Raw genomic sequence first — 14,359 nt, 5'->3', positions numbered from 1 at the left:
ATGATGCTTTGAAAAGCTCATGTCAGCGTAAGCATGTGAGGAATTTACTCGATGTATGTTTTAGGTACGAACAATCATGAATAAGCGATTCGGGTTGCTATCGCTGGTGTTGGTGCTCGCAGCATGCAGCAACACGACAAATCCTTCCCCCTCTACAGCTTTGCCTGAGGCTCATCAGGCCACCCCTAATCAATGGCGTCAGCTCCCTTTGATGAAGCAGAGCGCTGCCCAACAATTATTGGTATTGCCTCAAGAATTGTCTCGCACGATTGAACAAGAGCTAAGTAATAGCCCCGATCTAGAGGCTGATTTGGCGCGCTTCGCTATTGCTCAGGCCAATTACGAGACTGCCCAAGCTCAACGTTGGCCCGAACTCGATTTTAAAATGGATGGCGGAGAAAATCAGTTTCTTGATGAGGGAAACAAAAAAAGCAGACACAGCTATAGCGCTCAATTTAGAGTGAGTTGGGAAGCCGATGTGTGGGGTAAATTGTCGGACCTAGAAAAAGCCTCAGAAGCGGATATGGACGCTGTGCTGATGGATTATCAGTCGGCACAACAAGTGGCTGTGAGCCAGTTGTTGTTGAGTTATTTTGATATGTCGCAGGCAAACCGATTGATAGAACTGACATTGCACAACCAGCGCAGCCAACAACGTCGTGTGGCCATGACCGAGTCGCGCCTTGATGCAGGGTTGCTCTCCAGTCATGATTTGCGCTTGGCCAAAAATAGCCTGTACACGATTGAAGCCACGCTGGTGCAGCATCGTCTCAATTTTCATCGCGCAAAACAGCGCTTCAACGTTCTGTTGGGACGGCATTCAGAGGCCGATCTGAATTTGGCGCTAGAGGCGTTTGAATTACCCCCTTTAGAACTGACCATTTCCCCAAGCACAGTATTACAGCAGCGTCCTGACTTAGTGGCATCTGAATCGCGCGTAATGAGTGCGTTTTATCGTAAATCCAACGCTGACAAAGGTAATTTGCCCGACATTACGGTGAATGCAGGGCTGCGCGCAACATCCCAGAATTTTAGCGATTTGTTTGATTGGCAGTATTGGTTGGGCAGCGTCACTGCTGGTTTGGTGCAGCCGATTCTGGACGGGGGCGCAATTAAAGCCAATAAGTCTCTAAATACAGCGCGCCAATCCTTAGCGCTAGCGCAGTATAAGATGGCGCTGCTCAACAGTTGGCAAGAAATAGAGCGCGGCATCTACAGTGAAGCCGAACTTAGATCTAAGCACCAAGCCTTAGAGCAGGCTTACCAACAGATTTTTGCCGCTGAACAGCGTTTAAGTCGCCAATATGAAGCAGGGTTAGCCAATAGCTTTGAGTTGTTAACATTGCAAGTAAGGCGCATTAATACTGAAACCGAGCTCACACGAGCGTACTACGAAATTTTGGCCAATCGAACGCTGTTAGTTTTGGCTTTAGGTGAGCGTTTTCCTGTGCAACTAAACGCGCCTTGGGAGAAGAAAGTCAATGCGTCTTAATATCCAAGCCTGTTCCAATTTTGTCATTGAACATCAGGGCAGATTTAAAAAATGGGTACTTAGCCCTTTGTTATTGCTGCTGTTAGTTTGGTGTGGATATCACTGGTTAGAAAACAATAAACCCGAGCCAGAACAACGCCCCAGTAAAGCAAAAAACGTCAAAGTTTTTGTGTTGAAATCTACTCAGCAAGACACCCAGATCATTGGCTATAGCCAAGGCACTGTGACTCCGAAAGATCAGCTAGAGCTCAAAAGCGAGGTGGCCGGTAAAATCAGTTATATGTCACCCAACCTGGTGCCCGGTGGAGTGATAAAAAAAGGTGAATTGCTTATTTCTATTGCCGACGAAGATTACCAGTTGGCTGTGATTCAGCGTCGCTCAAGAGTTGCTCAAAGCCAACAGCAATTAGCCAAGGCAGAGGCTGAAGCGCGAGCTGCCCAACAAGAACTGATGGAGCTGAATCGAATCGGCGCTTCTGATTTGGCAAAGGGCTTACCACAACTTCGTTATGCACAAGCGACGTTGGCTTCAGCGGAAGCGGAATTGGCTCAGGCTGAGCTGGCATTGCAGCGCACTCAAATTCACGCTCCTTTTGATGGTCGAGTCGCTAATAAATCAGTCACCATGACGCAGTACGTCAACAAAGCCAGTGTGCTTGCCGAAGTGTTTTCAACGGAAGTGATGGAAATACGATTGTCGATGACTCCCGAACAGTTTGCGCAAGTTGGTTTGCCGCTGGCGTATTACGAGCATTATGACGATTCAACATTTGACGTTCAGCTCGACACTGAGTTTGGCAACCATACCGCCAATTGGTTAGGGCGTGTAGTGCGCACAGAAGCCGTAATGGACCAACGCACGCGTAGTATTTATGCCGTGGTTCAAGTGAAAAATGGTTATTCATCGTCAGACACGCCTCTGCTGTCTGGGCTGTTTGTTCGTGCCAGAATTTTAGGCCGCGTCGCTGAACAAACAACGGTGTTGCCCAAGCAAGTGCTGAGGAATAATCAAACATTATGGCTGGTAGATAAAGCCAATAAATTGCGAGTGATTCCAGCATCCATCGTGCAGCGCACTCCTACTTCTATCGTGGTCGAAAACCTACCTAATGCATCGAAGGTCATTACCTCGGCGTTGGCCATCCCTACGGAGGGGTTACCGGTACAGGCAATTTTTCAAAATGATCCACCTGTCCCCGCCCTTCAAAACGCGGAAGAGGTAGAGCTTACCGAACAAATATCGCCTACGCCGGAGATTTCTCATGCAGGATAAGTCGGTTTTAGCGTGGTGGATTAAAAATCCAATTGCTGCAAACTTAGCGATGATTTCGTTGATCATCGCCGGCATCATGAGCTATTTGTTTTCGGTTGAAAAAGAGCCATTTCCGAAAGTAAATCTATCCATAATGGACATTCAAGTCCGATGGGCCGGAGCTAGTCCGCGTGACATCGAAGATCAAATTATGATTCGCTTCGAAGAAGCGGTGAAGAATGTAGAGGGCGTAAAAAGCATTGTTTCAAATGCTGGAGAAGGTTGGACTCGTATCTCCATTACCGGAGAAGAACGGGTCGACCGACGTAAGTTTGCCGATGATATTCGTGAACGAATTAACTCGGTTAACGGTTTGCCCGCCGATGCTGATCGCCCCATAGTGACTGAACGTACCAATCGAGACCAAATGATTCGTGTGGCACTGTATGGCTATGTGGATGAGCTATTGTTGAATAAGGTTGCACGAGAAGTACGTCGAGAAGTCGCTGCGCTTCCCTTGATCTCAAGTGTGGGGATTACTGGCGATATTGGCGAAGAGATCTCCATTGAAATTTCCGAACAAAAGCTGCGCCAATATCATTTGAGTTTTGATGAAGTGTCTAACGCCATTAAAAACAACTCAGTGAACACTTCGGCTGGCACCGTCCGAAGCGATACCGAATCATATACATTGAGTGTTCGAAGTCGTGCTGAAAGGCAGGCAGATTTTGAAAACTTGGTGATCCGGCATGCCGAAGACGGTGCCACGCTTTACTTGGGAGATGTAGCTCAAGTGGTGGATGGTCTTATGGCCAACAAGCGTTTTTCGTCGTTCGATGGTGAGCCGGCGGTGTTAATTGATGTGCTCAATTCCGACTACATGAATATTCCTGAAATGTCGGCCACCGTTCGTGAATACATTGCCCAGAAGCAAAGCCAATTACCCGATGGTTTAAAACTAACGGTTTGGGAAGATTGGAATGACACGTACCAAAGCCGTATTGATACCATTTTAACCAATGCGGTTAGTGGTTTAATATTGGTATTTTGTTTGTTGATGTTATTCCTACAGCCCAAAGTGGCTTTGTGGGTCACCATAGGTATTGGAACTGCATTTGCCGCCGGGTTTTGGTTGCTACCAAGCTTTGATGTGTCGTTGAACATGATGTCATTGTTCGCATTCATGATGGTGATTGGCATCGTGGTGGACGATGCCATTGTGATTGGCGAGAGTATTCACCGCAAGCACGAAGAAGGTTTTCATGGTGCAGAAGCGGCCTATCAAGGGGTAAAGGAAGTCTCAAAGCCGGTTTTATTTGGTGTGATCACAACGATCGTGGTGTTCGCTCCTATGGCTTTTTTGCCGGGCAGTACTGCTGAATTTACCCGCGCTATATCAATTGTGGTGGTGCTGGCATTGGGCTTCTCGCTGTTCGAAGCGCTGTTTATCTTGCCTTCTCATTTACGGCATCTGCCCGACGATGATCCCCATCGCAAAGAGTCTAAATTGGAAACGCTCCGAAAGCGTTTTTCCAATATCATGTTGTGGCTGGCGAACGCGGTTTATAAACCGACAATGCATTATGTGCTGAACTACCGCTACATTGTGGTGGCAATTTTTATAGTGGCTTTTGGTTTGTCGGTCAAATTACTCAACGATGGCTATGTGCTGGAATCCTTTGAACCTAAAATTGAGGCCGACACCATTCGCTTGAATGTCACTCTGCCTGAAAATGCCGCATTTGAGCGCTTACAGCAAGTGTTGGAACAAATGAATCGAGGCCATGAAAAGCTTGATGCATATATTGCAGAACATCATGAAGATGACGGCAGTGGGCAGCACTATGCGTTTGTAGAGCATCACTACAGTCAAATTCGAGGTAGCCGCATTGCCAGTTATCTCAAGCTGGTACCATACCAAGAACGAGCCATTGATACAGAGACTGCAACGCGACTTCTCACTGAATTTATTGGTGATATTCCCGATGCCGAGGAAATAGAATTTAAGGCCACATTAAACCAAAGAGATCCAAAAGTTGCTTTGATGATTCAAGGTGAAGATGTGGATGCAATGGCGCGTGCAGTGGCTGACTTAAAAGCGCACATGGCAGAATACGAAAATGTGTACCTCATTCGAGACAATCTCGACAAGGGCAGCAAGGAACTCGTGTTTAGCCTAAAGCCAGGCGCTGAATCTCTGGGTATTTCTTTGCGGGATGTGGGAACGCAAGTTCGACAAGCCTTTTTTGGTCAAGAAGTACAGCGTCTTCCCCGTGAAGGAGGGGACTCGCGCGTCCGGGTTCGTTACTCACGGTTGGAGCGTGAATCCATCGACTCTATTTATCAATTTCAGATTCGTACCCGAGACAAACGAGAAGTGCCTTTACTGAGTGTGGTTGATGTTGAAATTAAGCCAGGAGTTAGCCGGATCCAGCGCAGAGATGGTAAAAAAACGGTTTGGATCTGGGCTGAATATGCCGGTAATGACGCATGGAGGGTGGTTAAGAAAATAAAAGAAGACTTTATTCCTGAATGGCGAAAGCGTCACCCACAGGTGAACTTGGGTAAGCGCGATGGCTCTCACAATAAACAACAGTTCATGGAAACTGTGTATCACTACGAAGGGCTTGCGCTGCTCGTGTGTTACATGTTGATGGCCATTGCATTTAAGTCGTATTTAAAACCTTTGCTCATTATGTCGGCTATTCCGTTTGCGTTTAGCGGTGCCATATTTGGTCATTTGGGCCACAACGTTCATTTTGGCGCATTTTCAATGCTTGGTATTTTAGCGGCGGCTGGGGTGGTGGTGAATGACAACTTGGTGCTGGTGGACTGCCTTAATAAACTTAGAGCCAAAGGCTTGGGAGTGTTTGAGGCAGTGCTGGAAGCTGGTACGCTGCGTTTTCGCCCGATCTTATTAACCTCGCTTACCACTTTTGTGGGGTTAGTGCCTATGTTGTCAGGGGATACGGAACAAGCTAAATTCTTGGTTCCCATGGTGGTATCTCTGTCATACGGAGTGGTGTTCGCTACTCTGACAACTTTGATTTTTACCCCTTGTCTGTACTTGGTAGGAACGGATATTGTCAAAGGTTCCATTCGTCTATTTCATTATTGGCGCGATCTCGACAAAGTGAAATCATAACCAGTGTTTACAGCATTGGATTGCCGTTTTAGGATGTGGCGTTTACGAACTTTATAAAGTGAATAGGCGTCGCTGTGATGAATAAAACATTGCTGTTAGAACACATCTTGATGGTACTTACCCAGCGCCAAAAATTAGCCGAAGCCGCAGCAATGAGAGCCTATAACACAGCAACCGATGGCGACAACGTGGCCGAGAATAAATACGATACATTTGCCTTAGAAGCATCTTATCTGGCGCATGGCCAATCTCAGCGAGTGCTTGAATACAAAGCTCAAGTTGCGGAATATAAAGCTCTAGAAGGGGGGATGAATAACATACCTTCAAAAATATCGATGGCTAGTTTGGTTGAGCTTGTGGGTGCTGAAGATGTCACGCATCGCTTTTTTGTGGGGCCCAGCGCAGGCGGCTTGAAAATTGAATTTGAGCGTCAACATATCACCATAGTGACACCTCAATCTCCTCTTGGAAATGCCTTGATGGGGCGGCAATTGGATGATGGTTTTCAGGTGGATATTGCTGGAAAAATCACCGACTACGAAGTTGTTTCTGTTCAATAAATGGTTACATTTGTGCACGCTGAAAGGCTCTAACTATCGCGTATATAGTGCTATGATCGTGCCCGACCTGAGCTGCTATCGATGGATGACAGCTTACAACTCAATTATATAATGAATAAGGATGTTCCATGAGTTCTAAATCTGTTGTCATTGCGTTTGGAGCAGGCGTGGCTATTGCTGCTGGTTTAACGTTTTATACCCATCATAAATACGAAGAGACTCTTCAAGTCGTAACGCAAGATACACAGCAGCAATTACCTGAAACCGCACAATTTAGCTTTGAGAATGTCGAAAATTCATTCTTTTATCGTTCAGACCGTTTTGATTTTTCAGCACAATTTCCAAACGATGACAACGAACCTCAAAGCTTTCAAGTGTCGACTGTGGCTGACTGTTTAGTTCTAGCGCTTTATGTTAGCTGTGATGTCGACAGTGACTTAGCAATAGAAGGCGAGCATAACCTCGCTGATATGTTGCAATCTAAACCAGAAACGGAAGCTGGTGTGGTGATTAACTTTTGGACCAACAGCCAAAAAGGCTGGTTCACGAGCGAACAGTTTACACTGATGGAAGACGGAAATTCAGTGGATATTTTACCTGCGTCAATGACCTATTCAGGCGATGTTCTGTCTGAGCATTTCGTGTTTGAACTGGCCTTTGATGGGATCAAAGCACACATCAACGAGGCTGAAAATCCGGGCACGTTTGAAATGGCTAATGTCAAACTAACAGGGCAATCGTTCAAACAAGATGGCGTTTATTTGTTAGGCGATGGTCGTTATACCATTGACGAATTTCTCATTAATACGGATGACGAAACGTTAGAAGTAGACGGTATAGCGATAGATATGCTGGTGGCCATGGCTAACGATACGCAAGTGACCATGAATTACAAAATGAGTATCGATCAGGTGATTCACAATTCCCCAATGCAGAGCGTAGACGTTAAAGCATTTAACTCAGACTTCACAGTTGAGCAATTGTCTTACGCGGCAATGGCAGCTATGCAAACTTTAGGTCAGGTGAGCGACCCTGATGAAATCGGATCAATTGTCGATTCCTTGGGAGCCAATGGCGTTCAGCTGGTGCTGAATGACTTGAGTGCGAACTACAACGGACTTGTGGTGAGTGCAAAAGGTCAGAGTCAGGTCAGTGCATTTACGGCAGCAGATACGGTTGAACCGATGGGTTTAATTGCTAAAACTACTGCTGAGATTGAGTTGAATGCTGGCCCTGAGATGGCTGAAATGTTTCCTCAGCTTGCGCCGCAGCTGCAACAGTTTGTGAAAATTGGTTTTGTCACGCGAACGGCCGACAATGGCTATACAACCAAGTTAGGCCTTGCTGACGGAGTCGTCACTGCTAACGGACAAGTATTGCAGAAATTTTACTAAATTTGCGGGTGTCGGTCATTCATTCGAGTGGCCGACGAGTCCTATTCTGATGTTGATTTTATTAAACCTTTAGCCATGTAAATGTTGGCATCTTGCATCTGTTTTTAGCGAAATGTTAAGTGCTGTTGCAGAGTCGTGCGAGCTCATCTCAAATTTGATTTTGGTCAGCTTTTATTCAGTTCCAATCGTTACACTCCCCTCACTTTTAACTCTGACTTGAGAGTTGAAACTATCGCAATTGCTTTCTTATTGAGGGCACCGAACGTCATTGCATCAGAGGTATTGAACTTGCAACGTACACTTTTAGCGCTCACAGCGAGCACTTTCATCCTTCCGACCACAGTGTCAGCCATTGAACTCTATAAAGACGATACATCTGAAGTTTCTATGGGGGGCTATTTGCAAGCGCATGCGTTCGCAAAAGATGGTGACTCAGACATGAGTGATGGCGCATCCCGAATTAATTTTAACTTTAACTATGATGCTGGGAATGGATGGACCGCTGTGGGGGGTATTGAATGGGGTTTAAACCTCATTAGCAACAATGATCAACTTGGCATTGCTGATGGCGGAAATTCATTATCAAGTGACCCATATGATGACAGTACATTGACGAACCGTTTAGGCTACATTGGCTTGAAGCATGATGTGTATGGCGAATTTACCGTGGGTAAGCAATGGAGTGCGTACTACGATGTGACGCATGTGACGGATTACCTGATGGTTTGGGGCGGCGAAGGTTCGGGTACGTTCAACTACCACTCTGACGGCGGATTTTCGGGCACAGGCCGAGCAGAAAAATCGTTTATTTATCGGAATTCGGTGAGTGATTTTGATTTTGCAGTGCAATTGCAAGCTAAGAGTGGTGACACCATTCAGCTGTGCAATGTTGACGAAGGCGAGTCGCAAGTTAACTGTACTGAGCGCTTTGAGCAAAATGCCGACGCTGAGTTAGCGTATGACTATGGTTATGGCGTATCTATGGTGTACCACGCGCCGTATGAAATTGATTTAGGTGTGGCATATAATCGCACTGAGCTGGATGTCGACGGAACCGTGAATGTGGCAGGCTTGAATGATGATTACACCGATGCATTGGCATTTAGTGCAAATTACGGCAAATATGCAGATGCCATTTATCTGGCTGCTGTGTACTACAAAGGTACTAATCACGAAATTGACGATAGCGGAGAGATCTTCGACTCGAAAGGTACGGAGATTTATGGCCATTACATGCCGAATGAAGACTGGCGGTTATATGCGGGTTACAACCGGTTAAAAACGGATGACTCTAATTACGACGGCTTGTATGATCTTGAGTACTATGCGGTAGGTGCAAGTTACATTATGTCTAAAAATGTTGAATTGTTCACTGAACATCGTTTCGATTCAACCGTGTATGCCAACGGCGATAAAGCCGATGACATTTACTCGGTTGGTATTCGTTTGTATCTATAAAGGTATAATCATTGTGCATGAGAAAGCCAGGGCCTTGCTCTGGCTTTTTTGTGTGTAGAAAGGAACCTTGAGGTTAATGAGACGCGTAATCGTCAGGCGTCATCTGTAACACTTGGTCCAACTGTTGGTTAAAGGTTTTGAGAGTCTCAGCATAGGCTGGGTTGCGTGCTAGATTGGTAAACTCATGTGGGTCTTCAATCATGTCATATAATTCTTGGTCGCCATTAGCGAAGCGAATGTATCGATACTGGTCGGTGCGCAACGCATGGTTGTCGCGTAGGTGCGTATTCAGTACCGGTGGCTCCCATTGAGCGTCAGGTGAATCCAAAATAGGCGTTAAATCATACCCGTAAATACCCTGAGGGCGAGGTAAGCCAGCCATCGATACGATCGTTGGATATAGGTCCTGTAAACTCACGGTAGCTTGAGTGCGCAGTCCCTTAGTGGTGTTGGCTTTGCGCGGGTCGAGTACAATCAAATTGGTGTGATTTGCGCCTTCCCACAATGTTGTTTTGGCTTCTCGGTTTTTATCTCCAATGTGATATCCGTGATCGGCCCATAACACGACGACTGTGTTGTCTTTCTCTGAATTTCGAGCAATTGCGTCCACTAGTTCACCAATATTCCTGTCGCTATAAGCAACCGTGGCTAGATAGGACTGAAACGCTTCTCGCCACGCGTTGAGCTCGCCTTCATCGCCTTCTAATTGTTTGCCATGGGCGATGATGTCGACAAATTTAGACTGACTGGCAATTTTCAAACCGGTGGGTGACAAGTCTTGAATACTCTCATGGACCCAATTTAACAGTTCGCGATCAATCGCCATTTCATTCGTTGGGAATAAATCATGATATTCCTGTTCAACAACCCAAGGGAGATGAGGGGCAAACAAACCGATGGCCACAAACCAAGGTTGCGTCTTGGGGAGTGTTACGGTTTCCACATCACCGCGAACATTGGTGAGTTTTGCCGTGCCTTGGGTGATGAGTTCTGCACCAAATCGAGCATTTACATAGTCGTTTGAACGAGTGCGAGGTACTGTCGTGACGCCAAAACGGGTGAATTGCTTGTTTGCAGCTTCAGGTGCGGGCCAATACTTGGATACGGTTTCTGAGGCTGGTGTATCGCTTTTGCCATTAATGCCGGTACCTGAATGAACTTCAACCCAATGGTTCCACGAATATATTTGGTCGGGCCAATCGCTGAAGTAGCCGCGATCGAGGTACGAGCGTCCCTTGTGAAAGACCTTTCCTGCACCCGTTGTGAAATATCCTTGAGACTTCAAATATTGAGGCAATGTGGTGGCATTGGTAAGTGATGGATGGCCTCTAAAATGCTTTTCATGCGCGTAGTAATGCGACTGATGAGGCGGTACGCCGGTCATCAGAGCCGTTCGTGACGGGCCGCACAAAGGCGCTGCGCTATATGCTCGATTAAAGGTTAACGATTGCTCTGCAAGCCGGTTCAAGTTGGGGGTTAGCCGTTCTAGCACTGAATCTCGCACTTCAGGATTAGGGTAAACCTTGCGCAAAAAACTATCGGTTTCATTGCCTAATACAGTGTTGTAAACATTTAGGTCATCAACGGCAATGAACACAATGTTGGGCTTGTCGCGCTGCACCATGGGCGCGTTTTCCGGAGCCGGTTTGGCCTCAGTTGGTGTAGCATTTGACGGCTCTGTGCATGATGCCGTGAGCAGTATGGCGGGAATAAGTGCACAGGCTTTCATCGTAGCCTGAAAAATAGATTGGGGCATGGTGCATACTCTTCAACAATAGAGGCGTTATTGTGAAAGAAAAGTGATACCACGATGAATAGAGTTTTTGGCTGGTTTCGCGTGCGATCATACAGTGTTGCCCAAGTTGTGAACGTTATGACATGGGTAACACGTGAAACCACACCGCAAAGAAATGACACATAGCACCAGCCACGACAAAAAGATGCCAAATACTGTGCGCATAACTCAGGCTTTTTCGAAGATAGAAAATTACCCCAACGCTATAACATGCTCCTCCAGCTGCCAGCCATATCAGTCCAGCTTGACCAATCGCGTCGGTTAATGGCTTGATGGCAACAACAATAAGCCAGCCCATGACCAAGTAACTTGCGACGCGGAGAATTTTAAATCGATTACCCCAGCCGATTTTCAAGGTGATGCCCAATGCCGCCATGGACCAGACGATGCCGAATAACCACCAACCCAAGGTGTCGCGCATGCTGATGAGTAGAAATGGTGTGTAGCTACCCGCAATTAAAAGATAAATAGCGCAATGATCAAAGAGTTTTAAGCGCGTTTTTAGTTTTGTCCATGGCACCGCGTGATATGCCACCGATGCTAAAAACAGCAGAATTAAACTGCCGCCATACACGCTGGTGGCCACCACACGCCATGTGTCTTGCAGCTCTACCGACACCACCACCATCATGACCAGTGCAACAACACTAAGAATAAGACCCAACGCGTGGGTCAAGCTGTTGGCCCATTCTTCAGCGGGAGAGTAAGCAGGAATTGAAGGCATGTTCGGTAGCTCTTGGTTGTTTCAGCTAACAAGTGTACGCTGAAAAAATAAAGAATGGAACCACTGGTCTGATAAGAATGTGCTTTGGTCAATTCACCTTAAACAATGGATATTTCGTGAATCGTTACAAAAATGTTGAAAGTCGGTTGCCAACTACCGTTATAATCTCCCCTCAGCCAAGGGGCGACTATTGTGCGGTATCAATAGTCTGAGACATCTTCGAGATGAACCCTTTGAACCTGATCCGGCTAATACCGGCGGAGGAATGGCTCATAACGCATAATAATCCCATCCCCTGTTTGCACATGCTGGATTTCAAAAATTATATTTTGAGTTCCTATGAAACACTTTTCAAAACGTTACAATTTGATCATGACTGCGTTACTTGCATTGCCAGTAACCAGCACTCATGCCCAGGAAATTATAAGCCCAGCGTCTGATACGACGAATGATGTAGAAATTGAACGCATTGTTGTGCACTCCGACTTTCGTGCATCATCAGTAGAAGAAATGCCCGGCAGCGTGAGTGTCATTGACGCTGTGCAGCTTGAAGATGAGGGTGCACAGCACTTTTCAGATGTGCTCAATAGCATTGCCAATTTAAATTGGTCGGGCGGCAGCTCTCGTCCACGCTATTTTCAAATTCGCGGTGTCGGAGAGCAGGCTGAATATCAAGGTGCGCCTAACTCTTCTGTTGGCTTTATCTATGACGACATCGACTTGTCGGGCATTGGTATGACTACAAGCATGTTCGACATTGAGCAAGTTGAAGTGTTACGAGGCCCACAAGGAACTCGTTACGGCGCGAATGCTTTGGCAGGTTTGATTTACGTAAAATCAAATGATCCAACCGATACCTTTGAGCATGGCGTGCAACTCAGCGCGGGCGACGATAATCTCAAAGAATTCAGCGGCTACAGCTCAGGCCCGATCAGCGATCAATTGCAATATCGCGTGGCATTGCAGCAACATTCACAAGACGGTTTTGTGGACAACAAATACCGCAACCAAGACGACACCAATGAGCGTGATGAATTCACCGCACGTGGCAAGTTACGCTTATTGGCCAATGAAGATACCACCATTGATGTGACTTACCTGCATGCCAATTTCGACAATGGCTACGACGTTTGGACATTAGACAACAATGGCTATGACACGCTCACAGATCGACCCGGAGAAGACACACAAAGAACCAATGCAGCATCGGTAAGAATGACATTCAGTCAAGCTCAATCTTTTGATGTAACGAGTTTAACCAGCTACGCCAAAAGTAATCATAGACACGCTTATGATGGTGATTGGGCAAGCCCTGAATATTGGGCGAGCAAAGCCTGCGAATCCTATGATGACGATTGGAACGTGATTGGTTCTGAACCATGTGTGTACGACTATTGGTGGGACAAAGATGGCGATCGAGAAACTTGGTCTCAGGAAGTTCGCTTCACCTCTACCGAGCAAGGACGTATTTTCAACGACACAACCGATTGGTTGGTGGGCGTATATGGTATGAAATTGGATGAGTCTAACGACTTAACCGTTGAGCAACGTTATAGCCTCGAGGATGAATCGCGTGAAACCTTGAACTCCGAATACGATGCCACCAATTTGGCAATATTTGGTCAGCTCGACAGCGACTTAGGCTACGGATATGGTTTGAGTGTAGGAGTTCGAATTGAAAACCGTGAATCAGATTACACGGACTCCGCAGGAGAGTCGTTCGACCCCTCTGAAACCATGTGGGGTGGACACATCTCTCTGGCGAAAGAGTTTACGGCCGAACATCAAGGTTATGTGAAAGTGGCTCGTGGTTATAAAGCAGGTGGCTTTAACATGTCATTGCCAGAAAGCCTTAGCGATAACAAAGAGTTTGATAAAGAAACTTTGTACAACTACGAGCTAGGACTCAAGAGTTTGCTACTGAATAACTCTTTGATCAGTAACCTCGCGGTGTTCTACATGGATCGTCAAGATCAACAGGTTGAAAGCTCAATACAAGAGCAAGGTTCGGGCGACTTTTGGTTGTTCACCACCAACGCAACCAGCTCAAGGAGCTATGGTTTGGAGTGGGATGTGAACTGGCAAGCAACAGAAAATTTAACGGTATACGGAAGCTTAGGTTTGCTTGACGCGCAATACGACGACTACCAGTACGAAGATGATGGTGACATCATTGATCTGACGGATCGTGATTTGGCCCATGCACCGCACTCAACTTACAGCTTAGGTGCAACCTATTTGTTTAATAGTGGTTGGTTTGCCAACTTAAATGGCAGTGGTAAAACTCCCTTTTATTATTCAGATAGCCATGAGTCTCGTAGCGACACTTACACCATCGTTAATGCGCGTGTGGGGTATGAAACCGAACTGTGGTCAGTGTACCTGTGGGGTAAAAACTTATCCGATGAAGAGTATGGTGTTCGTGGTTTTTACTTCGGTAATGAACCTGATCAAGGTTGGACAGACAAACAATATATTCGTTATGGCGACCCACGCCAGATCGGTGTAACGTTTGCGCTGGATCTGGATTAATCGCCCT

At 46.3% G+C, this 14,359-nt stretch carries 9 protein-coding genes and 1 riboswitch; of the genes, 7 read left to right on the top strand and 2 right to left on the bottom strand.

Annotation, left to right across the window (positions count from 1 at the left end):
• Positions 1-76: 76 nt before the first annotated feature.
• From NAF29_RS17225 to NAF29_RS17200, 6 genes are all read left to right on the top strand, one after another.
• The gene (locus NAF29_RS17225; protein ID WP_251262873.1) at positions 77-1,492 is read left to right on the top strand and encodes a TolC family protein; all 1,416 of its coding nucleotides are present in this window, start codon (positions 77-79) and stop codon (positions 1,490-1,492) included.
• Positions 1,482-2,765: an efflux RND transporter periplasmic adaptor subunit gene (locus NAF29_RS17220; RefSeq protein WP_251262872.1), complete on the top strand. Its 1,284-nt coding sequence runs from the start codon at positions 1,482-1,484 to the stop codon at positions 2,763-2,765. The genes NAF29_RS17225 and NAF29_RS17220 overlap by 11 nt, the downstream gene beginning before the upstream one ends.
• Positions 2,755-5,889 (top strand): efflux RND transporter permease subunit, encoded by a 3,135-nt coding sequence (locus NAF29_RS17215; RefSeq protein WP_251262871.1) that lies wholly within the window; start codon positions 2,755-2,757, stop codon positions 5,887-5,889. The genes NAF29_RS17220 and NAF29_RS17215 overlap by 11 nt, the downstream gene beginning before the upstream one ends.
• A gap of 77 nt (positions 5,890-5,966) precedes the next feature.
• Positions 5,967-6,449, top strand: a complete 483-nt coding sequence (locus NAF29_RS17210; RefSeq protein WP_251262870.1) for a GreA/GreB family elongation factor — start codon at positions 5,967-5,969, stop codon at positions 6,447-6,449.
• Between the two features lie 128 nt (positions 6,450-6,577).
• Entirely contained in the window at positions 6,578-7,843 is a 1,266-nt protein-coding gene (locus NAF29_RS17205; protein WP_251262869.1) for a DUF945 family protein, read from the top strand.
• Between the two features lie 288 nt (positions 7,844-8,131).
• Positions 8,132-9,301: a porin gene (locus NAF29_RS17200; RefSeq protein ID WP_251262868.1), complete on the top strand. Its 1,170-nt coding sequence runs from the start codon at positions 8,132-8,134 to the stop codon at positions 9,299-9,301.
• 73 nt (positions 9,302-9,374) lie between these two features.
• Here the strand turns inward: NAF29_RS17200 and NAF29_RS17195 are convergent, their stop codons facing one another.
• Positions 9,375-11,057: a sulfatase gene (locus tag NAF29_RS17195; RefSeq protein ID WP_251262867.1), complete on the bottom strand. Its 1,683-nt coding sequence runs from the start codon at positions 11,055-11,057 to the stop codon at positions 9,375-9,377.
• A 115-nt stretch (positions 11,058-11,172) separates the two neighbouring features.
• On the bottom strand, positions 11,173-11,820 hold the full coding sequence (gene trhA / locus NAF29_RS17190) for a PAQR family membrane homeostasis protein TrhA (RefSeq protein ID WP_251262866.1): 648 nt from the start codon (positions 11,818-11,820) through the stop codon (positions 11,173-11,175).
• Between the two features lie 169 nt (positions 11,821-11,989).
• Positions 11,990-12,103, top strand: a riboswitch (TPP riboswitch).
• A gap of 56 nt (positions 12,104-12,159) precedes the next feature.
• On the opposite strand from trhA, the gene NAF29_RS17185 reads away from it, so the two are divergent.
• A complete protein-coding gene (locus tag NAF29_RS17185; protein WP_251262865.1) occupies positions 12,160-14,352 on the top strand; it encodes a TonB-dependent receptor in 2,193 nt (730 codons plus the stop codon).
• Positions 14,353-14,359: the final 7 nt, after the last annotated feature.

The sequence above is a fragment of the Echinimonas agarilytica genome (assembly GCF_023703465.1).
Classification (GTDB): Bacteria; Pseudomonadota; Gammaproteobacteria; order Enterobacterales; family Neiellaceae; genus Echinimonas; species Echinimonas agarilytica.
This window is presented reverse-complemented; position numbering and strand designations above follow the sequence as displayed.

Excerpts from the sequence above, each read along its gene's own strand:
- NAF29_RS17225 (WP_251262873.1), top strand. The coding sequence starts at position 77 with ATGAATAAGCGATTCGGGTTGCTATCGCTGGTGTTGGTGCTCGCAGCA.
- NAF29_RS17220 (WP_251262872.1), top strand. The coding sequence starts at position 1,482 with ATGCGTCTTAATATCCAAGCCTGTTCCAATTTTGTCATTGAACATCAG.
- NAF29_RS17215 (WP_251262871.1), top strand. The coding sequence starts at position 2,755 with ATGCAGGATAAGTCGGTTTTAGCGTGGTGGATTAAAAATCCAATTGCT.
- NAF29_RS17210 (WP_251262870.1), top strand. The coding sequence starts at position 5,967 with ATGAATAAAACATTGCTGTTAGAACACATCTTGATGGTACTTACCCAG.
- NAF29_RS17205 (WP_251262869.1), top strand. The coding sequence starts at position 6,578 with ATGAGTTCTAAATCTGTTGTCATTGCGTTTGGAGCAGGCGTGGCTATT.
- NAF29_RS17195 (WP_251262867.1), bottom strand. The coding sequence starts at position 11,057 with ATGCCCCAATCTATTTTTCAGGCTACGATGAAAGCCTGTGCACTTATT.
- trhA (WP_251262866.1), bottom strand. The coding sequence starts at position 11,820 with ATGCCTTCAATTCCTGCTTACTCTCCCGCTGAAGAATGGGCCAACAGC.
- NAF29_RS17185 (WP_251262865.1), top strand. The coding sequence starts at position 12,160 with ATGAAACACTTTTCAAAACGTTACAATTTGATCATGACTGCGTTACTT.